22 protein-coding genes are annotated in these 24418 nt (G+C 34.8%); 3 read left to right on the forward strand and 19 right to left on the reverse strand.

The genetic code is table 11. The features are described 5' to 3' along the window. Positions 1-157: 157 nt before the first annotated feature. Positions 158-2629, forward strand: coding sequence for a zinc-dependent metalloprotease (locus tag ACMDB5_RS08195; RefSeq protein ID WP_413997772.1), 2472 nt, complete (start codon positions 158-160; stop codon positions 2627-2629). Positions 2630-2703: 74 nt separating this feature from the next. Here ACMDB5_RS08195 and ACMDB5_RS08200 read toward each other — a convergent pair whose 3' ends face one another. From ACMDB5_RS08200 to nhaA, 3 genes are all read right to left on the reverse strand, one after another. Beyond that, complete coding sequence (locus ACMDB5_RS08200) at positions 2704-3513, reverse strand: hypothetical protein (RefSeq protein WP_413997773.1); 810 nt, start codon at positions 3511-3513, stop codon at positions 2704-2706. 162 nt (positions 3514-3675) lie between these two features. Continuing rightward, positions 3676-4983, reverse strand: coding sequence for a TIGR00341 family protein (locus tag ACMDB5_RS08205; RefSeq protein WP_413997774.1), 1308 nt, complete (start codon positions 4981-4983; stop codon positions 3676-3678). Further along, positions 4964-6142: a Na+/H+ antiporter NhaA gene (gene nhaA, locus ACMDB5_RS08210; RefSeq protein ID WP_413997775.1), complete on the reverse strand. Its 1179-nt coding sequence runs from the start codon at positions 6140-6142 to the stop codon at positions 4964-4966. The genes ACMDB5_RS08205 and nhaA overlap by 20 nt, the downstream gene beginning before the upstream one ends. A gap of 376 nt (positions 6143-6518) precedes the next feature. Between nhaA and yaaA the strand changes: the two genes are divergently transcribed. Continuing rightward, entirely contained in the window at positions 6519-7277 is a 759-nt protein-coding gene (gene yaaA / locus ACMDB5_RS08215) for a peroxide stress protein YaaA (RefSeq protein ID WP_413997776.1), read from the forward strand. A 68-nt stretch (positions 7278-7345) separates the two neighbouring features. On the opposite strand, the gene ACMDB5_RS08220 is transcribed toward yaaA, so the two are convergent. The 5 genes from ACMDB5_RS08220 to ACMDB5_RS08240 form a co-directional block, all read right to left on the reverse strand. After that, on the reverse strand, positions 7346-8926 hold the full coding sequence (locus ACMDB5_RS08220) for an MDR family MFS transporter (RefSeq protein ID WP_413997777.1): 1581 nt from the start codon (positions 8924-8926) through the stop codon (positions 7346-7348). 1 nt (position 8927) lies between these two features. Beyond that, on the reverse strand, positions 8928-10007 hold the full coding sequence (locus ACMDB5_RS08225; RefSeq protein ID WP_413997778.1) for an HlyD family secretion protein: 1080 nt from the start codon (positions 10005-10007) through the stop codon (positions 8928-8930). 11 nt (positions 10008-10018) lie between these two features. Then, positions 10019-11347, reverse strand: a complete 1329-nt coding sequence (locus ACMDB5_RS08230; RefSeq protein ID WP_413997779.1) for a TolC family protein — start codon at positions 11345-11347, stop codon at positions 10019-10021. Next, complete coding sequence (locus ACMDB5_RS08235) at positions 11337-11963, reverse strand: TetR/AcrR family transcriptional regulator (protein WP_413997780.1); 627 nt, start codon at positions 11961-11963, stop codon at positions 11337-11339. The genes ACMDB5_RS08230 and ACMDB5_RS08235 overlap by 11 nt, the downstream gene beginning before the upstream one ends. A 371-nt stretch (positions 11964-12334) precedes the next feature. Then, positions 12335-13309 (reverse strand): bile acid:sodium symporter family protein, encoded by a 975-nt coding sequence (locus ACMDB5_RS08240; RefSeq protein ID WP_413997781.1) that lies wholly within the window; start codon positions 13307-13309, stop codon positions 12335-12337. A 240-nt stretch (positions 13310-13549) separates the two neighbouring features. Between ACMDB5_RS08240 and ACMDB5_RS08245 the strand changes: the two genes are divergently transcribed. After that, a complete protein-coding gene (locus ACMDB5_RS08245) occupies positions 13550-14101 on the forward strand; it encodes a DUF4494 domain-containing protein (protein WP_413997782.1) in 552 nt (183 codons plus the stop codon). 108 nt (positions 14102-14209) lie between these two features. Here the strand turns inward: ACMDB5_RS08245 and trpA are convergent, their stop codons facing one another. The 11 genes from trpA to ACMDB5_RS08300 form a co-directional block, all read right to left on the reverse strand. Then, complete coding sequence (gene trpA, locus ACMDB5_RS08250; protein WP_413997783.1) at positions 14210-14971, reverse strand: tryptophan synthase subunit alpha; 762 nt, start codon at positions 14969-14971, stop codon at positions 14210-14212. Between the two features lie 64 nt (positions 14972-15035). Continuing rightward, positions 15036-15404: a four helix bundle protein gene (locus tag ACMDB5_RS08255; RefSeq protein ID WP_413997784.1), complete on the reverse strand. Its 369-nt coding sequence runs from the start codon at positions 15402-15404 to the stop codon at positions 15036-15038. Between the two features lie 89 nt (positions 15405-15493). Beyond that, entirely contained in the window at positions 15494-16675 is a 1182-nt protein-coding gene (gene trpB / locus ACMDB5_RS08260) for a tryptophan synthase subunit beta (protein ID WP_413997785.1), read from the reverse strand. A 12-nt stretch (positions 16676-16687) separates the two neighbouring features. After that, the gene (locus ACMDB5_RS08265; RefSeq protein WP_413997786.1) at positions 16688-17320 is read right to left on the reverse strand and encodes a phosphoribosylanthranilate isomerase; all 633 of its coding nucleotides are present in this window, start codon (positions 17318-17320) and stop codon (positions 16688-16690) included. A 56-nt stretch (positions 17321-17376) separates the two neighbouring features. Then, positions 17377-18156: an indole-3-glycerol phosphate synthase TrpC gene (gene trpC / locus ACMDB5_RS08270; RefSeq protein WP_413997787.1), complete on the reverse strand. Its 780-nt coding sequence runs from the start codon at positions 18154-18156 to the stop codon at positions 17377-17379. A gap of 66 nt (positions 18157-18222) precedes the next feature. Beyond that, a complete protein-coding gene (gene trpD, locus ACMDB5_RS08275; protein WP_413997788.1) occupies positions 18223-19218 on the reverse strand; it encodes an anthranilate phosphoribosyltransferase in 996 nt (331 codons plus the stop codon). A 67-nt stretch (positions 19219-19285) separates the two neighbouring features. Next, positions 19286-19852: an anthranilate synthase component II gene (locus tag ACMDB5_RS08280; protein WP_413997789.1), complete on the reverse strand. Its 567-nt coding sequence runs from the start codon at positions 19850-19852 to the stop codon at positions 19286-19288. Between the two features lie 10 nt (positions 19853-19862). Continuing rightward, positions 19863-20324 (reverse strand): hypothetical protein, encoded by a 462-nt coding sequence (locus ACMDB5_RS08285; RefSeq protein ID WP_413997790.1) that lies wholly within the window; start codon positions 20322-20324, stop codon positions 19863-19865. Between the two features lie 12 nt (positions 20325-20336). Further along, positions 20337-21737 (reverse strand): anthranilate synthase component I family protein, encoded by a 1401-nt coding sequence (locus tag ACMDB5_RS08290; RefSeq protein WP_413997791.1) that lies wholly within the window; start codon positions 21735-21737, stop codon positions 20337-20339. A gap of 318 nt (positions 21738-22055) precedes the next feature. Continuing rightward, positions 22056-23333, reverse strand: coding sequence for a hypothetical protein (locus ACMDB5_RS08295; protein ID WP_413997792.1), 1278 nt, complete (start codon positions 23331-23333; stop codon positions 22056-22058). Positions 23334-23618: 285 nt separating this feature from the next. Beyond that, complete coding sequence (locus tag ACMDB5_RS08300) at positions 23619-24185, reverse strand: YceI family protein (RefSeq protein ID WP_413997793.1); 567 nt, start codon at positions 24183-24185, stop codon at positions 23619-23621. Between the last annotated feature and the right edge of the window lie 233 nt (positions 24186-24418).

The following is a 24418-nucleotide window of genomic DNA, read 5'->3' on the forward strand; positions in this document are numbered from 1 at the left end:
AACCAAAATTAAGGATTTCGAATGAAGTGAGTCGTTTTTTCTTTTTTTAAAACAATGATTTTTTATTTGTTAATTATTTGTTAATTATATTAAGGCTGATCAATTTTGATGCGTTAAAAATTATTTTTGATTGTAGATAACCATTAAAAAACAATAAATGAAGAAGTTTTTTATTTTGACCGCTGTTAGTTCGCTGCTGTTGGTGCCCACGATCCAGTTTGCCCAATCGAAAAAAGATAAGGACAAAAAAACGGACACTGCCGTAGCCGCCCCGGAAAAGAAACCAGAATCGGCGATCAAGGAATACGGCAAAGTAATCACAAAAGACGCCATCTCGGATGATGGATTGTTTACTGTTCACAAAGTCGACAAGAAATACTATTTCGAAATTCCCAATAAACTCTTGGATAAAGACATGCTTTTGGTAAGTCGTTTGTCTAAGCTACCTTCTGATTTAGGCGGAGGATATGTCAATGCCGGATCCGAAACCAATGAACAATTGGTGGTTTGGAGCCGTTTTCAGGATAAGATCCTTATTAAAGTAAAATCGTATTCTTCTGTGGCTGATCCTAGTTTGCCTATCAGCATTTCGGTGAAGAACAATAATTATGAGCCTGTTTTATTTGCTTTTGATATCGTTGCTTTTAGCAACGATTCCGCTAACACGGTTATTGATGTTACCAAATTTTATAACAGCGATGTTAAGGCGATAAGTGGTTTGTCTGCTTCTATGAGGGACACTTACAAGGTAAAAGGAATGGATGATTCCCGCAGTTTCATCACAGCAATGAAGAGTTTTCCGATGAATATTGAAGTCATTCAGGATTTTACCTATAACGCATCCAATCCGCCGATGATGAAAGATGCCGAAACGATAAGCATCCAGATGAACCAATCGATGATTTTGTTGCCGGAGATGCCTATGAAACCTAGATTAGCCGACCCAAGAGTAGGCTGGTTTACGATGAACCAAATTGACTACGGAAGCAACGAGCTGAAATCGGACAGTAAGACTTTTATTCGTCGTTGGAGGCTGGAACCAAAAGATCCAGAGGCTTATGCCAGAGGAGAATTGGTCGAGCCGATAAAGCCAATCGTTTACTATCTGGATCCGGCTACACCCGAAAAATTGCGTAAATACATCAAGCAGGGAATCGAGGAATGGATAAAACCGTTTGAAACAGCCGGATTTAAAAATGCGATTATCGCTAAAGACGCACCCACTAAGGAGGAAGATCCTGATTTTAGCCCGGAAGATATTCGCTATTCGGTAATTCGTTATGTGGCAAGCACAACCCGAAATGCCGTTGGCCCTAGCGTTACCGATCCTAGAACGGGGGAGATTATCGAGAGTGATGTCATTTGGTACCACAACCATTTGCGTTCTTACAGAAATAGGTATTTATTGGAGACTGGAGCAGCAAATCCTTCGGCTCGAACTTTAAATACCAGCGATGAAGAGATGGGAGAGATGATGCGTTTTGTGATTGCTCATGAAGTAGGACATGCACTCGGTTTTCCGCATAATATGGGAGCGAGTTGCGCTTATGACACCGAAAGTTACAGAAATGCAGCATTTACACAGAAATACGGAATTGCAGCCAGTTTGATGGATTATGCCCGTTTTAATTACATCGCCCAACCTGGAGACAAAGGCGTTCGCTTCATCCGCCAAATGGGACCTTACGATCATTACGCCTTAAATTGGGGATATCGTGTGATTCCAAACTCAACTTCAGCTGAATCTGAAGTTCCTACATTAGATAAATGGATATTGGAAAAAGCAGGAGATCCTATGTACAAATTTGGAAAACAGAGTAGTACTTTTGATCCTACTTCACAAACCGAAGATATTGGTAATAATTCGATGAAGGCAAGTACTTATGGATTGAAAAATTTGCAATATGTGGCGGCACATTTATCCGAATGGACTAGCGAGGTGACCAACAATTATGCGGATTTGGATGAACTGTATAAGGAAATGTTGGATGTTTGGAGTAGGTATGTTGGTCATGTGGTGACGAATGTAGGTGGCTTGTATGAAAACACCAAAAAGCCAAACCAAAAAGGCAGTATTTATGATGTTGTGCCAAAAGCAAAACAACAAGAGGCTATGCAGTGGCTGCAAAACAATGCTTTTGATTTGCCAGGCTGGTTGGTTAACGTTGGGACTTTAAAAAATATCGATTATTCAGGATATGCGGAACGTTTCAGAAATTTGCAGGCAAGACATTTGAATAATGTGTTGAGTTTTGAACGTATTGGAAGATTAATGGATGCCGAAATAACGGGAACTAACAATTACAATGCTTTGGATTTACTCCAAGATATGCGAAAAGGAATCTGGAAAGAAGCTAATTCGGCATCGAATGTTAGTATTTACAGAAGAAATTTGCAACGCGCTTATATCGAAAGAATGAGTTTCTTGATGAATGAGGAACTAAGGACTGATCGAACAAAGGACTATTATAATGTGTCTCAATCGGATGTTAGGGCATTAGTCAGAGGAGAATTGAGCCGTTTGAAAGTGATCTTGTCAGCAGCCAAAAACGGAGCTGTAAATGCAGAGACAAAATACCATTACCAAGATTGTATTCAAAGAATTGAAAAGATTTTGAATCCGAAATAAGTTAAAAATAGACATCAGTTTGAAATGAAAAATCCGCTCTCGAGCGGATTTTTTTCTGGATATAGAAAACGTTTTTAATTAATTTTTGAGTTGTCTTTATTTGTAGGGAATTCAAAGGAATAACTTTTGCCAACGAGAAATACAATGCCGTGAACGATTGATTCGGGAAAAGCGGCCATTTTGTTCAGGAAAAAATCATAGGTTTTGTTGCAATAATTGGTAATTAAAAACGGATACGAATTAGTAATCAGGTATAAATTAGTTATCCTTTTGATATCAGGTTTTGTTTTTTTATTAAAATTATAAAATAGGATTTCTTTGTTTTCTTTTTTGAGATTGATGAGTTCAAAAACCGAAAGAGGTAATTTTGAGTCGGTATGGTAAAAATAGATTGATTTGGCAACATCTATAATAATCCATTTTTGGAGTTCATGGGAATAGATTTCATTAAAAGAATGTCCGCCATAAATACTGGGATCTTCTGAAATAATTCTCAATCCCCATTCTTTTACTTTGATGTCGTTAATAACACAGAAATTGTTGTAAACCTGAGAGAAATCGCTGCAAACACCTCCTTCACCATTCATCATTTTAAGCAGAGTCTTTCCTGAGGATTTTCCAAGACCTGGTCCGCCTTTGACTTGGATTCTTAGCCATTTTGCTATTGTAATGGCTTTTTTAAAATCGTTTGTATCTGAATTTATTTTGGGAAATATGGATGGATTTAGATCAAAATAAATTGCCGGTATGTCGTTTTTGGAATTAATAGAATTATAGCAAAAATTTTCGATGCGTGAGGCAGAAACTTTTTTAGAAACCATTCTGAATCTTATCTTATATAACAAAGAATGTCTCCTTAAATACCAATTTAAAGGTTTGCTCATTTTTTATAATTTAAGGCTTTTCGTTTTAAATATAAAAAATAATACCTTATAAAATGCAATTAAGCGTTCAAAGTCAATAACATACGATGAAGTTAGTTTTGCGTAGCAAAAAAGTCACATTCCTGAATTTTCGGAATTGTGACTTTTTATTTAGAGTGGATATTATTCTTGATTATAAATCTCAATCTGTTTTTTCTTCAAACGTTCTTGCAGCCAAAGTACCAGTTTCTTTTTTGAAGATGCATCTAATTCATTTTTGCTTTTATAAAGTAAGATGGGAACTGTTTTAGTGCTGTCTGTATTTTCATTAAAAGTGTGATTGGCAATAGAAATATTTTGAATTTCTGGAAATAAAATTTTCATTTCGGCCAATAAGGCTTCATTGTCATATTTGTTTACCGAAATCTCTTTTTTCAGGTTTAATATGGTGACATCCTGTTGACTTAAAGCGGTTTTGTTATTGTTGATTTCATTGAGGATATCGCTTTTAAGATCAGTCGTATCCTGTATAACCAATAGTTTTGTGTTATTGATGTGGTAGGATTTTAATTTCTCATTCAATTTTTTAATTTCATCCTCATTAAATCTTTTGCTAAGAAAAGCCAATTCAAGTTTTTTAGGGGTTTCATTCAGTTTTGTTTTTTTATACAAAATGGCAATTCCCTTATTGTTAAACTCGGTTTCCATAAAAGCATCAATCTGATATTGGTATTTTTTTTCTTCAAATAATTGATAGGCAAAATAAATACTGGGAATGATTAATATAAGTGTCAAACATGTGATGATGTATTTTACTTGTTTTTGATGTTTTTCATCCAGTTGTTTTTTGATAGGATACTTTAAATATTTGACAATTAAAAAAGTGGAAAGACAAATGAAAACACAGTTTATGGAGTATAAATACAAGGCTCCAAAAAAGAATTTAAAGTTACCAAGCGCTAAACCATAGCCTGCCGTACAAAGCGGCGGCATAAGTGCCGTTGCAATTGCCACTCCGGGTATTGGATTGCCTTTTTCGACTCTGGTTATTGCAACTGCACCCACTAAGCCACCGGCAAAAGCAATAAGGATATCATAAATATTAGGTGATGTTCTTGATAATAATTCGGGCAATGCCTCTTTGAAGGGACTTATATAAAAATAGATCGTAGAAACTACTAAGCTGACCACAGTGGCAACCAGAAGATTTTTTAGGGATCTTTTGAGTAAATTAAAATCATAAATACCTAAACCAAAACCGGCGCCAATAATTGGCCCCATCAAAGGCGAAATAAGCATTGCCCCGATAATGACCGCAGCTGAATTTACATTCAAACCTATAGAGGCTACGACAATGGCACAAGCCAAAATCCACAGATTAGATCCTCTAAATGAAATATTGGATATTACGGCTTCCAGTACTTTGTTTTTATCCTCTTCTCCTTTATTTAGATTGATGTAAGCGAAAAATTTATTTATTAATGTTTTCATCCGTTTTTTGAGTCAGATTAAATTTCAAGAAAATAAACCCAATCATTCCTGCAATTAGTGAAGAAAGCAGAATTACAAATTTAGCATTGTTTATTATAGTTTGATCATCAAAGGCAAGTAGGGTGATGAATATAGACATAGTAAATCCGATTCCTCCCAAAAAGCCTACTCCAATAACGGTTTTCCAGCTCATGCCTTTAGGTAGTTTACAGAATCCGGCTGAAACGGCCAAAAGGCTAAATAAAAATATACCTAATGGCTTACCTACAATTAATCCTAAAGCAATTCCTAGGCTATAATGTTGCGCTAAAGTTTCTCCTATATCTGAACTGATAACAATCGCTGTATTGGCCAAAGCAAATAATGGAAGTATGAAAAAACCAACAGGTTTGTGTAAAAAATGTTGAAGCTTGTATGAAGTTGAATTTTTGTCTCCATTTCCAAAAGGAATAACAAAAGCTAATAAAACACCTGTTACGGTAGCATGAATTCCGGAGTTAAGCATGAAGTACCACATGATAACTCCTCCAATTAGATAGGGGATTAAGCTTTTTACTTTCATGCGGTTAAGAATAAATAAGAACAACATAACACCTAAAGCAGTAGCTAAATTGCCCCAGAATATTGTTTTTGTATAAAAAATGGCAATTACCATAATGGCTCCTAAATCGTCAATTACGGCTAAAGCAGTTAAAAATATTTTTAGCGAAAGCGGTACTCGGTTGCCTAATAAAGATAGTATTCCCAATGCAAAAGCAATATCGGTTGCCATAGGAATTCCTGCACCTGAATGTGCCACAGTTCCATAATTTAGTAATAAATACAAGCCGGCGGGAACAAGCATTCCTCCTAAAGCTGCAAAAATGGGTAACATTGCATCTTTTATATTAGACAATTCACCCTGATAAATTTCTCTTTCCAGTTCTAGACCAATCAGCAAAAAGAAAATAGTCATTAAACCGTCATTAATCCAATATTCAATACTTTGTCCTGCAAATAAACTATGCCATATATGTTGGTATTGCTCTCCAAAAATAGAATTTGCGAGAAATAAAGAGATTAAAGTACAGCCTATTAATACAATTCCACTGGATTTTTCGTTTTCAAAAAATTCTTTAAATAAATCTGATTTGGAATTTTTTTTTATTGCTTTTTTCATATTTGTTTATTTGCCCAACAACTATTATTTGTGTCTAAAAATAATTAGTGATATGGTTTTTATATTTACAGGATAATTTGTTGAATTCACAAAAATAGCGAAAAACATAGAAAATTACTTAGGTAAAAGGATATTATTACTGAAAAAGTCTGGATTTAATATCTGAAAAACGGTTTTTTGGAGCTTAATTTTTACTGCAATGAAGGATGCAATTTTGTTAATATTTGATTTTTATTCGGAAAAAAGCATAAATAAAATAGGATTGATTTTTATAATTGATGTTGTCATCGAATAAATCAATTTACATCTCTCTATTTATTGTTTTCAATTTGTACTTTTGAATCATTACTAAAAAGACCCTCAAACAGGATTATTTATGAAAATTGTTATCTCGCCTGCCAAATCCTTAAACTTCGAAAAAGAATTACCTACAACCCAATATACTGAATCTTCATTTTTGAAAGAATCAAGACAGGTCCAGAAAGTACTAAAGCAAAAAACGGCACCGGAATTGTCTGAATTGATGCATATTTCAGATAAATTAGCCGATTTGAACTGGCAACGCAATCAGCAATGGAAAACTCCATTTGCCCCTGAAAATGCCCGTCCCGCTATTTATACTTTTGATGGTGATGTTTATCTGGGTTTGGATGCTTATTCGATTCCAAATGATAAAATGGAGGCTTTGCAAGATCGTTTAAGAATTTTATCGGGTTTGTATGGACTATTAAAACCTTTGGATTTGATACAAGCTTACCGATTAGAAATGGGGACAAAACTGCCAATAGGGAACCATAAAAATTTGTATGATTTTTGGAAATCAACAATCACCAAATCATTAAATAAAGAACTGAAAGAAGGGGAGTTGTTTGTCAATTTGGCGAGTAATGAATATTTCTCTGCCGTTGATACCAAGGCTTTAAAAGTTCCTGTTATTACTCCGGATTTTAAAGATTATAAGGACGGAAAACTTAAGATAATCAGTTTCTTTGCCAAGAAGGCAAGAGGAATGATGGTGCGTTATATTATAGATACGAATGCCGAAACGATTGATGATTTGAAAGGCTTCAACTATGGAGGTTATCAATTTGATGCCAATTTATCAAAAGGGAATCATTTGGTTTTTACGAGATAGTAGTATAAGTCTAAAATAAAAAAAACGCCGAATTCGTAATAAATTCGGCGTTTTTTTTGAAAATCAAATTAATGCATTGCATCTGCTGGATTGACTTTGTTTTTTCCTTTTTTGATGAAAAATATAATAGGTATACAACATAGAAAAAGAATGCCGAGATAAAGAAAAATATCCATATAAGATAAGACAGTGCTTTGTTTCAGTACCGAATAATCAATAACCTGATATGCTTTCTTCAAGGCTTCGTTGCTACTAAATCCTTTAGACATAAATCCTTTTTGCAATAGTGCTATCTTTTCTTGTACTTGGAGTTTGCTTTCGTCAAGATGAGCAACTAAATCTACTCGATGTTTCTGACTAAATCTGGTGATAAAAGTGGTAATGATTGCAATACCAAATGAACCTCCTAATTGCCTCATCATTCCGGTAAATGCGGCACCTTCTCCAATATGTTTTCCTTTTAATGTTGAAAGGGATAAAGTGGTTATAGGTACAAAAAGCAATCCTAATCCTACTCCTCTTAAAATTAATGGCCAAAATAAATGTTCCGTACCAGTATCTGGTGTCATATTATTGTACATCATAAGAGTAAAGAAAAAGAAGATTAAAAAACCAATACCCACCATATAACCTTGGGGAACTCCTTTTTGAATCAATTTACCGATAATTGGCATCATAAAAGCCGTGGTAATAGAACCCGGAATAAGCAATAGTCCTGCATCTGTAGCGGTCCAGCCTAAAATGGATTGGGTGTAAATAGGGATAATTAAAGTTGATCCGTAAAGTCCAAATCCAAGGATAAAACACATTATAGTTCCAATTCTTAGGTTTCCGTCTTTCAAAACGCTGAGGTTTACAATAGGATATTTATAGGTCATTTCTCTCCATATAAACAATATTAAACCAAAAAGAGATACAACACTCAATGTGGTGATGGTGCTATTGTTGAACCAATCATCTTGTTGTCCGTGTTCTAAAACGAATTGTAAAGAACCAATGAAAGTAGTCAAAAGAACAATTCCCCACCAATCGACCTGTTTTGCTTTTAGTTTTTCACCGTATTTTGGACTTCTTACAAAAGAGAAGGCTAAAATAGCGGCGATAATCCCAAGCGGAATATTGATGTAGAAAATATAAGGCCAAGAAAAATTATCAACCAGATAACCCCCTAATGGCGGCCCCAAAGTAGGACCTACAATTACACCCATTCCGTAAATAGCCTGGGCCATTCCTCGTTTAGCAATGGGATAACTTTCGGTTATGATGGTTTGGGCAGTAACTAATAATGCACCTCCACCAAGTCCTTGAATAAATCGAAAAATAATAAGTTCCCATATATTAGTGGCGTTACCACACAAAAAAGAGGCTGTTGTAAAAATAATGATGGAAACCACAAAATAATTACGCCTCCCAAATTGTTGGGAAAGCCAACTTGTCATTGGAATAACAATAACGTTGGCTATAGCATAGGCGGTAATTACCCAGGCAACATCATTCAATGTTGCACCAAGGCTTCCCCTCATATTCGTCAAAGCTACATTGACAATAGTGGTATCTACGATTTCCAGTAGCGCACAAAGCACTGCTGTTACTGTAATAATAACCCGTCTAAAGCCATATTCTACTAAATCGTCTTCAGTTCCTGTCATTTTATTTTACATGTACGTCAACATCAACATTCATCCCTGGCCTCAATAATTTTATTTTTTCAGCGTCATTTGAAGCATTTAAGTTTATTTTTACGGGTAACCTTTGAATCGTTTTTACGAAGTTACCAGTTGCATTATCTGGAGGTAAAATAGAAAAACGAGATCCTGTTGCAGGAGAAAAAGAAGTAATAGTACCTTCAAAGTCATAGTCTGGATAAGCATCAACTTTTATGGTTACTTTTTGTCCCATGACCATTTTGTTTAGTTGGGTTTCTTTAAAATTAGCAATTACCCAAGCTTCTTTGTTATTGATGATGTAAAACAATGATTGTCCTGGTTGTACTAATTGTCCTGGTTGAATGTCAATTTTTGAAACCTGACCGTCAATTGCAGCGGTGATAACGGTATAGGATAAATTTAATATTGCGGCATCTAGTAAGGCTTGTGCTCTTTTGATATTGGCAGCAGCCACTTCAGTTAGTTTATCCGAAGCTTTCGATTTAGCTACGATAACTGATTTTTGATAAGCGCTTGCTTTTTGTTGCTGTTGCAAAATGCGAACCTGAGTTTCGGCTTCTTGTTTAGCAGCCAAAGCTTGTTCGTACTGTTGTTTAGTGATAGTATGACTTTTATACAAATTGTTGTATCGTTCGTAATCACTAGTTATGCGCCCTAGTCTAATTTTAGCGGTTTCGATATTTCCACTGGCCGATTGTACATTGGCATCAGAGGCAGAAACACTGGCAAGTGCGCTACTGATATCTGCTTTTGAAACTTCAAAGTTTCCTTCGGCAGCAGCAAGAGCAGCAGTTGCTTCGGCAATTTTTAATTGATAGTCTTTTTTGTCGATAGTAAATAAGGTATCTCCTTTTTTTACATAATCGTTATCTTTAATATATACTTTGCTTACATAACCTGATACTCTTGGAATAATTGGGTTCATGTTTTTCTCAATTTGTGCATCATCAGTTTGCTCGTGAGCTAAAGAGTGCATGTATTTATAAACTCCATAAGTTCCTCCTAATACTACCAAGACCACTAGGATAATAATAAATTTTGTATTTGTTTGTTTGTTTTCCATGTGAGTATCGATTATATTTTTGAAAGATTGAAAGTTTGAGATAATTGTCCTGTTACTGAAAGTAACTCATAATATTTTTGTATTACATTGGCTTTGGCCAAAGCTTTATTGATTGTAGAATTTAATTGCTCTACATCGGCCTCTAATAAATCATTGGTATCTGATAAACCGTTGTCGTATTTGTCTTTTATAATTCTATAGTTTTCAGTAGATTGTTCTACTGCCTGACCATAAACAATACTTTGTTTGAGAGCTAGTTCATAGTCTTCTATCGCTTTTTGAACTTGTATTTTGATATAATCAGTAAGCATTTCTTGCGAATTTTGAACTTCGGATGCTTTACTTTGTGCCAGCCTTACCATGGTTCCGTTCTTTAAAATAGAGCTCAAATCATAGGAAATACCCAAGCCAAAGTTCATTGCATTTTCAACTGTGATTACATTTTTAAGATCCAATGCGGTATAGCCACCAATAAGAGAAATCGAAGGATAATAGGCACTTCGAGCCATTTTTACATTAGCAAGGCTAGCCTTTTCTTGAAATCTTATAGCTTCTAAATCTTTACGATTTTGAAGTGCAGGCTCCTCATTTGTTGGAATATTATCCATTCTAAAGTCAATAAAATCGCTTTCTCGAATTTGTAATTTTGTTTCAGAGGGCAATTTTAATAAGGTTGTCAGGTAAAAATTGACAATGTTTAGGTTGTTGTTGGCTTCGTCTAGAGACAATTGTATTTTAGAAACTTGTAATTGTGATTTGAGTAAATCGTTTCTAGGAATGATTCCGTTTTTTTCCAATTCGATAAAATCAATTACGCGCTGTTGGGCTTTCTTTTGATTTTCTTTAAGGAGTTGTACGGTTTTTTGCGCCTTATACAAACTTGTATAATAATTAACCACTTTCATGGCAACATCTTCTTTTGTTTGCAAAGAATTGGCTGTTTCTGCCAGATAGAGATTATCGTAAACTTTAATACTATTTTGTATTTTAAAACCTGCAAAAACTGGCAGATTGGCATTAACTTGTCCAATCATTAACTGATCAACAGTAGGAACAGTATTAGTTGTACTACTGTTTTGGTTAATTTTTAAATTTACGGATGCTTTTGCCAATCGTTGGTACTGTCCGGAAATTTTCAAATCAGGATATTGATTGTTCTTTACCGACTGTAATTCGTATTTCTTGGTGTTCACTTTCGTGTTTGCCAAGGAGACTTCGTTGCTCTTGGTCCAAGCCAAATGAATGGCTTCTTCTAAGGGAAAACTCGTTCTTTCTTGTGCTTCAATGGAAGAAATTCCCATGAAGAAGATTCCTAAGAACATTATTTGACTAACTTTCATATACCAGTAGTGCTTTTATTGTTTGTTGAATGTGTTTTGTAAGATTTGTTTTGATGTAATTGTTATATAGATCTTCGGTTTTCAAGTTTAATAAGTTTTCGAAAAACGGCTTATTCATATGAAAATAAAAGAATGTACCCAGAATGGTAGGAGCGATAAGCGGAATGACAATGTCTTTTCTGAAAATACCTTTAGTTTGGCCTTCCACAATAATGGCTTCCAGTGATTTAAGATTTCCTTTTTTGAGGTCTAAAAAAGCCTGATGGTTTAATTCTCTTTTTTTAGAAGTAAATTCGAAATGTATAATTTTGTAAATTCCTTTATTGCAATTAACACGATTGATGTAAAGTTCAATTAGTTTGTTTACTTTTTCAATAGGTTCAAGATCTTCTAATATTAAATGATCCAATTGTAGTTTTAAGTCCGAAGTTCTATAGATAATCAAAGATTCCAATAGTCGTTCTTTGGATCCAAAATAATAAGAAATCATGGCGATGTTTATTTTCGCCTCTTTGGATATATTTCTTATCGAGGTGCCATCAAAACCTTTTTCCGAAAATAGCACTTCGGCCACTTCCAGTATTTTGATTTGTTTATCGTTAAAATTAGCTTTCAAAGATTGAATTTTTTGTTAAACAAAATTAAACAACTGTTTAAATCAAACGATTGTTTAGTTTTATTTTAACATAATTTTAACATAGTAAATTGTTTTTTTTAATCTAAAATCAATTGATTTTTTAGTCTTTTATCTTTCTGTATGTCTGTTGTTTGTGTTTAATTGGGTTGTATTTAGTTGCCTTTTTTAGCAAATAACTATCTGTTTCTTTGTTCTTTTTATCATAAAATTTAAATGCGAAACGGATTGTTAATTTACGCTAAGTTCATGTTTTTTTCTGCTCCTTAACATGGTTAAATAGTATAGAGAATGCTAGTAAACTAAATTTTATGAATGCCTATTCTTTTTTGTGAATTTGCTTTCCGAAATAATTAAGAGGCTTCTTTTCTATTGGCTAATCGTGTAGCAATAAAGCTAACAATGAAAATTTGTAACGAATGAAAAAGCATAATTGGAAGTAGTATCATGCCCATTGTGCTGGTGTTTGGGAATAATATTTTTGCAAAGACGGTTCCGTGTACCAACGATTTTTTGGTGCCACAAAACTGAGCGGTGATTTTGTCTTCGGTATTAAACCCAAGTTTATTACTTAAAAAACCAGTAAGCAGGTATACCGAATAAAACAAACTAAAAACCGCTACAGAAATGATAATAAAATCGAGTGTGTTTATGCTACTAAATGCATTTTCTTCAAAGGAATTAGCAAAGCTTTTATAAATAATCAATAGGATAATTGATTTGTCAAACAGGCTAAGATAATGGTTGTATTGCTGAGCAATTTTTCCCCAATAACGATGTAAAAATAAACCTAAAGCTACAGGAGCCAAAACTTCTAAAAGCAATTTTGCGTAAACATCGCCTAAATTATAATTAGCCGCTGTTTCATTTAAAAATAATCCCAACCAAAGAGGTGTGATAATTATTCCTATTAAACCCGAAATACTTGCGTTAAAAATGGCAGCAGGAACATTTCCCTTAGCAATTGAAACCATCACCACCGAAGAGGAAACGGTAGATGGAAGGGAAGCCAAAAACAAAAAAGCAAACCAGACACTTTTATTGTACTCGGTCTGCATCAAAGGATAAAAACAGAGCACAATAATAGGGAATAGTAAAAAAGTACAGCCTTGTACCAAAAGATGTAATTTCCAGTTTTTTAATCCCGCCTTTGTTTTTTCGGGACTTAATTTGAGTCCATAGAAAAAGAATATTAAAGAGATTCCTATGCTTCCAATAGTATCGAGTGGTAATGGACTTGAATTACCTCCAAATTGAGGAAAAAGATAAGCTAAAAGTACCACAACAATTATTGAAAGAACGAATTTATCTATTTTGAATTTCATCATTATGTAATCTGGATTATAAATTAGGGTCGAGTTGCCAAATATACTAACTTATTAAACGGCTGAAAAGAGATTAGTTTATTTAACGATTCGGATGTGGATTGTCGAATTGTTATATATATAGGATGAATTAATGATTCAAATAAGAAATAAAGATTATCCAAAATTGTGAATATCTATTTTAGGAATCCTACGTTTATTTTGCTCTAAAATCTATCTTTGGCATCCTTAAAAAAAATAAATATGAGCACAACTTGGTATGAATGCAAAGTAAAATATAGAAAAACAGATGAGACTGGCGGACAAAAGATTACGACGGAACCTTATTTGGTAGACGCCTTATCTTATACAGAAGCCGAAAGCAGAATTAATGAAGAAATGTCTGCCTATATTAGTGAAGAGTTTAAAATCACCAATATAAAAGTGGCTAATTATGCCGAGATACATCCCTTCGAAAATTCGGATCGTTGGTTTAAATCAAAAATCTCTTTATTGGCTTATGACGAAGAAAGTGGTAAAGAGCGCAAAACGAATATGTATTTTTTAGTTCAAGCCAATGACGTTAAAGAAGCCTTTGACAACACTACTGCTATCATGAAAAATACGATGGGAGAATATGCCATTCCTGCCATATCTGAATCACCAATCATGGATGTTTTTCCTTATTTTTCGGGTGAAGAAGGTGAATTAGAAAAATTAGAACGATTCAATGTACTTAAAGCTTCTAAACCAGAAGTTACAGCAGAAATAGAGGACCACATGGAATTCGCTGTTGAAGAGGAAACGGTTTCTTAGCAATTATCATTTAAAAAATTACCGCAAATTCGCAAATTAAAAGTCCTAAACGGAATCTATAATTTGCGAATTTGCGGTTTATAATAAAAATGGTTTTGTAAAAATAATTTATCGGATTGCTTTTACAAAATCTGCAATTTTAGATGTTCCATTTTCGGTTAAATGCTGGATGAAAGCACTGCCTATGATGGCACCTTTGGCAAATTGTGTTGCCTGATTGAAAGTTTCGGCATTGCTGATTCCGAAGCCGATTATTTGCGGATTTTTCAGGTTCATATCGGCGATATGTTTGAAATAATCAGATTGTGCGCTTCCAAAACCGGATTGCGAACCCGTAACACTCGCCGAACTCACCATATAAATAAATCCGTTAGAAACGCTGTCTATAAAGTTGATTCGTTCTACTGAAGTTTGTGGCGTGATTAGGAATATGTTTTTTAATCCGTATTTCTCAAAAGTCGCTTTGTATTCGTCAGCATAAACATCAACAGGAAGATCAGGAATAATTAGACCATCGATTCCTATTTCAGCACATTTCTTGCAGAAATTTTCAATACCATATTGTAACATAGGATTAAAATAACCCATAATCACTAGTGGAATAGAAACGGTTTTGCGAATGTCTTTTAGCTGGTCAAACAAAACTTGCGTTGTCATTCCGTTATGCAATGCTTGGGTCGAGCTGGCTTGAATCGTTGGTCCATCGGCCAAAGGATCACTGAACGGTAATCCGATTTCGATCATGTCGATACCGCTTTTTTCCAAATCCTCTATGATTTGAACCGTATCATTTAGGTTGGGATAACCGGCAGAAAAATAGATGGAAAGTATCTTTTTTGTTTCTTGTAATTTTTGTTGAATTCTGTTCATTTAATATACGATTTTAGATATTGGATATACGATTTTCAAGGGTTGAAAAAAGATATGCAATTTTTTATTTAGCATTATTTATTCTGGCTGTTTTTATTGATGAAACTATGATTGCGATAATTTCATTTGCTTCTTTTTTAAGGATTTCTATATCTTGTTGTAAATCTATTTTTTCAATGATTGTAATGTCAAATAGTAACTCAAGGAAATATTGACTTTCATCGGCTTCTTCTTCAACAATTTTTAATTTATTGATAAAGTCCGCAGCTGATTTTGCTCTTTGTGAGGCTCTATAATTCGCACCAACAGAACTGGAACATCTAATTAGTTGATTGACATAAGCATTATATTCCCTCGATTTGGGTAACTTACTGCAAAGTATCCAAGAATCAATGGCAAACTTCCTTGTCCTTTTTAACATTACTTCCTTCATACTTTTTTATTTAGGTTTTACAATATTGAATATACGATATTTGTTTTTAGATTTTATATATTCCATATCGTATATCGTAATTCTAATATCTAAAGTTTAAAATAATCAATATAGGTATTCAAATCCTTGTCGCCACGACCGGAAAGATTGATTACGACAATATCTTCGGGTTTGAATTTCATTTCATCCAAAACGGCAAAGGCATGGGCGCTCTCGATGGCCGGGATAATTCCTTCCATTTTGGAGAGTTGCAGACCAAAATTCATAGCCTGCTCGTCTGTAATGGAAATGAATTCGGCTCTTCCGGAGACGAACAAATGCGCGTGCATAGGACCAACTCCCGGGTAATCTAATCCAGCCGAAATCGAGTAAGGTTCGGTTATTTGACCATCAGGAGTTTGCATCAACAGGGTTTTACTGCCGTGAATAACGCCTATTTTCCCCAAGGCTGAAGTGGCGGCACTTTCGCCGGAATCCACTCCCAAACCGGCGGCTTCAACGGCTATAATATTGACTTCCTTTTCATCCAGAAAGTGGTAGTAAGCACCGGCAGCATTGCTTCCGCCACCCACGCAAGCAATCACGTAATCGGGGTTTTCACGTCCTTCTTTTTCCAGTAATTGGGATTTGATTTCCTTGGAAATCACCGATTGAAAACGCGCTACCATATCCGGATAAGGATGCGGTCCCACGACAGACCCGATGATGTAATAGGTATCAACTGGATTGTTGATCCAATCGCGAATGGCTTCGTTTGTGGCATCTTTTAGGGTTTTGGAGCCCGAGAGCGCGGGACGAACTTCGGCGCCCAACATTTTCATGCGCGCCACATTCGGCGCCTGGCGCTTGATGTCGATTTCGCCCATATACACGATGCATTCCAGTCCCATAAGCGCGCAAACTGTTGCCGTAGCAACGCCGTGTTGGCCTGCGCCGGTTTCGGCAATGATGCGTTTTTTGCCCAATCGTTTTGCCAAAAGGATTTGCCCAATTGTATTGTTAACTTTATGCGCACCCGTATGACACAAATCTTCCCTTTTGAGGTAGATTTTGGTGTTGTATTTTTTGGATAAACGTTCCGCAAAATAAAGCGGTGTTGGCCGACCTACATAATCTTGTAGCAAGGCATCAAATTCTGCCTGAAACGCAGGATCGGCGGTAATTTTTAAATAATTTTGACGTAATTCTTCTACATTTGGATATAACATTTCAGGAATGTAGGCTCCTCCAAATTCTCCGTAATAGCCTTTTTCGTTGACGTGGTATGACATGATTTTTTATTTTTATATGTTATGGGTAGAGATGCACTGCAGTGCATCTCTACATAATTGTACATTTTTTAATCCCGGTTCTGTTTCAAATTTGCTGTTTACGTCGATGGCGTGTATGGGTAAATTTGTTTTTAAAATTTCTTTTACCGTTTCCAATTCATTAATTCCGATTCCACCGCTTAAAAAAAATGGCGTTGTCGACGGATATTTTTCTAATACTTTCCAATCAAAAACGGTTCCGTTTCCGCCCGGCAATTTTCCTTTGGTATCGAAAAGGAAATAATCACAAACGTTTTCAAAGGGTTTTAAAACATCAAAATCAAAATCGTCGGCTACTGAAAATACTTTTATAAGCTCGATTTCGGCTCCGATTTTATCTCTTAAATTTTGGCAAAATTCAACCGATTCCTGACCGTGTAACTGAATAGCTTGCAAATCGTGTTTTATTGCTTTTTCGAGAATTTCTTCTTGTGAAGCATTTACAAAAACCCCCACTTTTTTGATCGATTTGGGCAAATCCGGAATAATTCCGTCAAAATACCGAGCCGATTTTTCCCAGAATATGAATCCCATATAGTCGGGTAGGAGCGAGGCCAATTCGAGTATGTTGTCAGGATATTTCAGACCGCAGATTTTGAGTTTCATATTGTTATGTTTTTTTTGCTCGCAAAGATGCAAAGGCGCAAAGTTTTTAATTTCTTTTATAGCTGTGAAATAAATTCCTTAGCCGCTTCACCGGCATTTGCCGTTTTCATAAAGTTTTCTCCTATCAAAAACCCTTTGTAGCCGTAAGGTTTTAGTTCGTTGATGGCTTCAATTGATGAAATGCCGCTTTCGGAAACTTTTACGAAATCGTTCGGAATCTGTGCTGCTAATTGTTTGCTAAAATCCAAACTTACTTCGAAAGTTTTCAGGTTTCGGTTGTTTACGCCGATCATGTCCAAAGTAGGCATTATCGATTTTTCTAATTCTTCCTGATTGTGTACTTCGAGTAAAACTTCTAATCCCAAAGCTTTGGCGAATTCCGATAAGGATTTAATTTCGTCTCTTGTCAAAACCGCAGCGATTAACAAAATCAAATCGGCTCCGTGCGCTTTGGCTTCCAATATTTGGTATTCGTCAACGACGAATTCTTTTCGCAGAATTGGAATGTTTACTGAAGCTCTTGCCAAAAGTAAATCGTCCAATGAACCGCCAAAGTATTTACCGTCCGTTAGAACCGAAATCCCACAGGCGCCAGCATTTTCATAACCTTTCACTACTTCTTCAACGGTGAAACCGTAATTGATTTCTGCTTTTGAAGGCGAACGGCGTTTGTGTTCGGCGATGATTCCCGAATTGCTGTTTTTTAAATTGGTACTCAACGAAATAGTCTTTTTGCCAAAGAAAACCGAAGCTTCCAATTGTGAAACGGGAATGATTGATTTTTTGAGAATGACTTCCCTTTTTTTGTCAACTATAATTTTATCTAAAATATTCATTATTTCTTTGTTTGAAGTTTAAAGTTGCTCAGTCTATTATCAATAATGCAACAACTTTGAACTGTTTTAAATTTTACTTAACTCCTGCAATTTTTTCAAAGCCGCGAGTCCTTTTCCTGAAAGCAAACTTTCCTTTGCCAATTGAAATCCTTCCAAAGGAGAACATTTGGTAACCGTTGCTATCGCCATGGCTGCATTGGCACAAACCACATTATTTTGGGCTTGGGTTCCTTGGCCTGAAATAATATTGGTAAACATTTGAGCCGATTCATCGATGGTTTTTCCACCTTCTATTTCGCTTTGCGTCAAAAGGTGAACGCCAAAATCTTCCGGGTTCAGCATTCCTTCCATTGAGCTGGTAATGGTTTTTGTTGGTCCTGTCAAAGAAACTTCGTCATAGCCGTCAAGCGAGTGCAGGATGGTGAAATTCACATCGGTGTTTTGATACAGATAAGCATACATTCTTGCCATTTCCAAATTGAAAACTCCCACCAATTGATTTTGAGGAAACGACGGATTTACCATTGGTCCCAACATATTGAAAAAGGTTTTTACGGCCAATTCTTTTCGGATTGGACCGACATTTTTCATAGCCGGGTGAAACAAAGGCGCATGTAAAACGCTGATTCCCGCTTTATCGATACATTTCTCTAAAAAATCAGGGTCATTGCTGAATTTGATTCCCAGTTTTTCCATCACATTGCTCGAACCAGAAATGGATGAAACTCCGTAATTTCCGTGTTTGGCCACTTTTATTCCCGCACCGGCAGCCACAAAGGAAGCCAAGGTTGAAATGTTGAATGTGTCTTTTCCGTCACCGCCGGTTCCACACAAATCGATTGTATTATAGTCGGATAAATCTACTCGAATGCATAAATCCAATAGTGCTTCACGGAAACCTGAAAGCTCGTCAATGCTAACGCTGCGCATCATGTATACGGTAAGAAACGAGGCGATTTGGCTGGTATTATAACTTCCGTTGGAAATATTGACCAATACGTTTTTTGCCTCTTCTTTCGAAAGCATTTCGTGATTGATTAATCTGTTTAATATGTTTTTCATTTTGTTTTTATTTGCCACAAAGGCGTAATTTTTTTGCTACGAAAGCATATTTTTTTTAAACCGTTAATTAGGAATTTACCCAATTTTCTAGCATTTTCTTTCCGTTAGGTGTCAACACACTTTCAGGGTGAAATTGTACGCCGCGAACGTCAAATGTTCGGTGACGCAACGACATTACTTGTCCGTTTTCATCGAAAGAAGTGGCTTCTAGAACATCCGGTAAATTAGCATCAACAACCCAAGAATGGTAGCGCCCCACTTCAAATTCGTTTGCCAATCCTTCAAACAGAAGTTCATCATCGACCACCGTTTTTACCATTGTGGCAACGCCATGATATACTTTATCTAAGTTAGAAAGTGTTCCGCCGAAAACTTCTCCGATGGCTTGTTGCCCCAAACACACGCCAAAAATGCTTTTGGTTGGCGCATATTTTCGAATGACATCTTTCAACAATCCCGCTTCATCGGGGATTCCCGGTCCTGGAGAAAGTAATATTTTATCAAAATTTGCTATTTCATCAATATCAAATTCGTCGTTTCTGTATACGGTAACTTGACAATTTAAATCTTCGAGATAATGCACTAAATTGTAAGTAAAGCTATCGTAATTGTCTATGACTACTATTTTTTTCATTTTGTTTTTATTATTTTTCTCGAACGTATTTTTCAATTATGATTCGATCTATTCCCAATTTTTCAATTTTCTCAATTCCTTTCTGAACCAAAGTGTCGTTCTGAACTTTTACGACAAATTCAAATTTGTTATTTTCCCATTCTCTGATCGAAAAGTATTCAAGATTTTCTGTGTAAATACTGTCTTTCAAGGTGTATTTTCCTCCACCGGCAAAATATACAGGATTAGCGTCTTTTCCATTATTCAAATCATGGTTAAAAAAAGAAAAATGAGAGCCATTTATAATTTTAATCATTTTGGTTTTAGCATTGAAAGTAGAAAAAGTGCTGTCTTTTTCAGTTGTCATTGCCGAGATGAGTCGCCAGCTACCTTCAACTATACTTTTGTTTTCTTTTGTTTGTTCTAGTTTGTTAGTTACATTACAAGATGCGAAAAGTAGAATAAACAGTAAGGCGTTAATTGTTTTTTTCATGTTTTAAAAAGGTTAAATGGTTTCTGCTAGATCCAAAGCTGTATTCAAAGCTCTTAATTTATTATATACTTCTTGCATTTCACTTTCTTCATCAGAACTGGCAACAATTCCGGCACCGGCCTGCGAATGCAATTGATGGTTTTTGCTCAGGAAGGTTCGAATCATAATGGCATGATTAAAATTTCCTTCAAAATCCATGAAACCTATTGCTCCGCCATAGAAATTACGGTTGGTTTTTTCATACTCTTCAATAAGTTGCATCGCCTTGTGTTTTGGCGCGCCACTTAATGTTCCGGCGGGAAAAGTGTCAGCAACTACTTGCATAGTTGTGGCTTTTTCGTGTAAATGGCCTGTCACTTTTGAAACTAAATGGATAACATGAGAGAAAAACTGTACTTCTCGGTATTTTTCGACATTCACATCATGGCCATTTCGGCTCAAATCATTTCGGGCTAAATCTACAAGCATTACATGTTCGCTATTTTCTTTTTTATCTTCGGATAATTGTTTGGCAAGAACGGCATCCTGTTCGTCATTTCCGGTTCTTTTGAAGGTTCCAGCTATGGGATGGATTTCGGCTTTTCTGTTTTTTACGATAATCTGAGCTTCGGGCGAAGATCCAAATATTTTGAAATTTCCATAGTCAAAAAAGAACAAATAAGGCGAAGGATTGATGCTTCTTAAGGCTCTGTAAACATTAAATTCATCTCCTTTGAAACCTTGGGTAAATCGTCTAGATAAAACTAATTGGAAAACATCGCCTCTAAAACAATGTTTTTTGGCCAAAGCTACATTGTGTTTGAATTCCTCATCCGTCAAATTAGAAAAACCTTCTCCTTCTTTCGAAAATTTATAAGAAGGAATATTTCTGGATTGCAATAATTGTTCAATTTCAGAAATATTGTTTTTTCCATCTACGCTGTGGCAAAAGATATAGGCTTCATTCTTGAAATGATTGATGGCTATGATGTTTTGGTACACCGCATAATAGACATCAGGTATCGAAATACTATTGTCTTTTTTGGAAATGTTTAGCTTTTCAAAATAACGAACAGCATCATAGGAAATATAACCAAATAAGCCATTATTGATGAATTTGAAATCATTTTTTTTGGATTCAAATTGATGTGAAAACTCTTGAATTACCTGCGGAATATCGGTATTGGAATCAATTGCTATTTTCTCAGAAGTCCCGTCAGGATAAGTTTTAAAGATAGTTTCGTTTTCTATTTTTATCGATGCAATAGGATTGCAACAGATATAGGAAAAACTGTTATCATTGCCGTGATAATCACTACTTTCCAGCAACAAGCTATTTGGAAATTTATCGCGTATTTTAAAATAAACACTTACCGGAGTCATTGTGTCAGCAAGTATTTGTTTGTATTTTGTATTTAATGTATAATGTTTCAACTGGAATAAATTTGATTGTTAATATTTTATTGGCACAAAAAAAAGGCTTGTCGTGATGACAAGCCTTTTTATATTTATAGTTTAAATAATACTATAGGAGCTTAGTTCACGACGACTGACGTAAATTATTCCACCACCAAGTATTGTTTAAAATTGTGTTCATATTGTTTTTTATTGGAGCAAATATATAAATGAAATTTGACTAGACCAAACTTATTAAATAAAATAATAAAACATTAGTTTGTTTTTTTGTTTAATAATTTACCACTAAACTTTTAATATTTCATTTTTAGATAATTGATAAATAGTTGTTTGTGTTTAGTACCCTTTGGCTAAAATGCTGTTTGTTTTTAATCTGAAGTCAGGTGTTTTTTTATTATTTGGTTCTAAAAAAAGGACTGAATTATTTTGTTTAGAGTATTCTATTGAGAATGATTCATTGTTGTACCAATTTTTTATTTCAGAATCATTTTCTGCTAATTCGCTCTGAATTCCTCCGGCACAATTATTAATAAGTACATTTTGTAAATTAATTTTTGCCAAGTTTGCCGAAATATTAGCTATTTTATTATCCAATAAAACACAAAGTTTAAACCCCGAAACGATACTGTTATTAAGGTTGAAATAGCTTTTGTCTTTTATGAAAATGGCTTCTCGAACTAAACCTTGGTTGTTTTCTTCTAAGTTGACCAAGGTGATGTTGGAAGCTGTTATTTTGGTTAATTTTTTTGTTATATCTAGATTTTCAATTTTATCAAAAGAGTCTATTTCAAAGCATCGGGATCCGGATATATCAGATGAATAAGGATAGCGAATTGCGGCGCTGTTATTGATATTACATTGTGCACCTTGTGTAAAATCGAAATCATCGTCAGTTGCTCTGAATGAAATGAGGTTTTCAAAATTTACATCACCCCCATAGCATTCAAAAGAATCATCATTGGAATAACTGATTTGAATAAAATTAAATTGGGTTTTCCGTCCTACTCCTGCCAGCGATAAGCCGTTGAGTTCTTTTGTAGCATTGAGTTTTCTTCCTGAGAATTCAATGCGAACGTATTTTAATATTCCAGAGTCACTATCTTGATTCTGCCCTCCATAATGACTAATCATATGGTCTAGATTGAAGTCTAAAAAACTTACTCCGCCGATTTTATTTATAGGAGCATCTCCAAGTATAATGATACCTCCCCAATCTCCGGGTTTTCTAGTGAAGGAGGCTTTGTCCGAAGTAAAAACAATAGGGTCGGTTTCTTTGCCTTCCGCTATTATTTTAGCCCCTTTTGTTATAACGAGAGTGCCACATGTTTCTACATCACCTCGTATGATTGTTCCGGGTTCTATAGTAAGGACGGCATTATTTGTAACGTATACTACGCCAATTAATCGATAAGTTTGTTTTTTATTTAGTGTAAGATCTTTGTCTATTTTACCGGTCAAAATGATTGTTGCTTCGGGGTATTCTTCGGTCGCTGGTTTGAAGTTAGTCCAGTTTTTTAACCAATTGTTTTGACCAATAATCCCTTTTGTTTGCTGGGCGTTTATTGATGTTTCACTTATCAAACAGATGATTATGATGAATAATACTTTTTTCATGATTGAATTTTTATTTTAAATTTTATCATAAAACACAGAAAGACTGTCATTGCCTTTGTTCCATAATTTTATTTTTTCAAAAGTAAGAGGCGCATATTAATTGAATAATTATAAATTATTAAGTATTTGTTATGATAAGATTAATAATGCTAGTTTTGGTAATGTTGTTTTTAATGAGATGAAAAAGCTAAATAAAAAAGCCTTTGCAAAGGCAAAGGCTTGGTTTTGTATTAAAAGTAAACTTCAATGATTTTATTAAAGTTTAGTATGTTTTTAGCAAAAGAATTACATTTTCAAGGAAATGTCCAATTCAAAATCATTATAAATGGTTTTGTCTCCTAAATCCTCAAAGTAGCTTCCAGAGCGATATTTAATGTCATATTTTGTACGATCTATAGTTAGTTTTGCCGTAGCGGAATCGTCTTTTACCATTAAATCAAATTTAACAGGTTTTGTGATTCCTTTGATGGTCAAATCGGCAGTTATACCATAAATACCGTTTCCTTTACCCTCAATGTTTTTAAAAGTTAATGTTGAGGTGGGAAAATTTTGTGTTCCAAAAAAGTCATCTGATTTAAGATGGCCTTCAAGATTTAGTTTTGATTTCCCTGTTTGATCTGTATTAACCATTGAGGTCATATCTACAACAAATTTCCCTCCGGTAAGCATGTTGTTTTTCATAACAAGATGGCCTTCTTTAAAATTGATAGTTCCTTGATGTTCTCCTGTTATTTTTTTGCCAGTCCAAGTAATTTTACTTTTTGAAGTATCAATTTTGTTCGTTTGAGCCTGCGTGCTTCCAATTATTAGAAGAACGGTCAGGATAATTCCAATGGTTTTTAGTTTTTTCATCTTGGTACACATTTAATGTTAAAAATAGTTATCGCTTTCAATTGGTTGTTTTATTAGCGACTAGTTTTCCCAAAGTTAAATAAAAAACATTAATGTTTTTGTAAATAAATGATTATTAGTGTTTTAAATAAGTCTTAAAAAATGACATAAAAAACGGAGTTAAATTTTAGTGCTGAGGCTTTTTTTTAAGAAACTGGAAGAGTTTCTTTTGACTAGGCTAAGTTTTAATTTAA

This window comes from Flavobacterium sp. W1B (assembly GCF_047344965.1).
GTDB lineage: Bacteria > Bacteroidota > Bacteroidia > Flavobacteriales > Flavobacteriaceae > Flavobacterium.

Bases quoted from the DNA above. Each gene is read 5' to 3' on its own strand.
- ACMDB5_RS08195 (WP_413997772.1), top strand. From the start codon at position 158: ATGAAGAAGTTTTTTATTTTGACCGCTGTTAGTTCGCTGCTGTTGGTG.
- ACMDB5_RS08200 (WP_413997773.1), bottom strand. From the start codon at position 3,513: ATGAGCAAACCTTTAAATTGGTATTTAAGGAGACATTCTTTGTTATAT.
- ACMDB5_RS08205 (WP_413997774.1), bottom strand. From the start codon at position 4,983: ATGAAAACATTAATAAATAAATTTTTCGCTTACATCAATCTAAATAAA.
- nhaA (WP_413997775.1), bottom strand. From the start codon at position 6,142: ATGAAAAAAGCAATAAAAAAAAATTCCAAATCAGATTTATTTAAAGAA.
- yaaA (WP_413997776.1), top strand. From the start codon at position 6,519: ATGAAAATTGTTATCTCGCCTGCCAAATCCTTAAACTTCGAAAAAGAA.
- ACMDB5_RS08220 (WP_413997777.1), bottom strand. From the start codon at position 8,926: ATGACAGGAACTGAAGACGATTTAGTAGAATATGGCTTTAGACGGGTT.
- ACMDB5_RS08225 (WP_413997778.1), bottom strand. From the start codon at position 10,007: ATGGAAAACAAACAAACAAATACAAAATTTATTATTATCCTAGTGGTC.
- ACMDB5_RS08230 (WP_413997779.1), bottom strand. From the start codon at position 11,347: ATGAAAGTTAGTCAAATAATGTTCTTAGGAATCTTCTTCATGGGAATT.
- ACMDB5_RS08240 (WP_413997781.1), bottom strand. From the start codon at position 13,309: ATGATGAAATTCAAAATAGATAAATTCGTTCTTTCAATAATTGTTGTG.
- ACMDB5_RS08245 (WP_413997782.1), top strand. From the start codon at position 13,550: ATGAGCACAACTTGGTATGAATGCAAAGTAAAATATAGAAAAACAGAT.
- trpA (WP_413997783.1), bottom strand. From the start codon at position 14,971: ATGAACAGAATTCAACAAAAATTACAAGAAACAAAAAAGATACTTTCC.
- ACMDB5_RS08255 (WP_413997784.1), bottom strand. From the start codon at position 15,404: ATGAAGGAAGTAATGTTAAAAAGGACAAGGAAGTTTGCCATTGATTCT.
- trpB (WP_413997785.1), bottom strand. From the start codon at position 16,675: ATGTCATACCACGTCAACGAAAAAGGCTATTACGGAGAATTTGGAGGA.
- ACMDB5_RS08265 (WP_413997786.1), bottom strand. From the start codon at position 17,320: ATGAAACTCAAAATCTGCGGTCTGAAATATCCTGACAACATACTCGAA.
- trpC (WP_413997787.1), bottom strand. From the start codon at position 18,156: ATGAATATTTTAGATAAAATTATAGTTGACAAAAAAAGGGAAGTCATT.
- trpD (WP_413997788.1), bottom strand. From the start codon at position 19,218: ATGAAAAACATATTAAACAGATTAATCAATCACGAAATGCTTTCGAAA.
- ACMDB5_RS08280 (WP_413997789.1), bottom strand. From the start codon at position 19,852: ATGAAAAAAATAGTAGTCATAGACAATTACGATAGCTTTACTTACAAT.
- ACMDB5_RS08285 (WP_413997790.1), bottom strand. From the start codon at position 20,324: ATGAAAAAAACAATTAACGCCTTACTGTTTATTCTACTTTTCGCATCT.
- ACMDB5_RS08295 (WP_413997792.1), bottom strand. From the start codon at position 23,333: ATGAAAAAAGTATTATTCATCATAATCATCTGTTTGATAAGTGAAACA.
- ACMDB5_RS08300 (WP_413997793.1), bottom strand. From the start codon at position 24,185: ATGAAAAAACTAAAAACCATTGGAATTATCCTGACCGTTCTTCTAATA.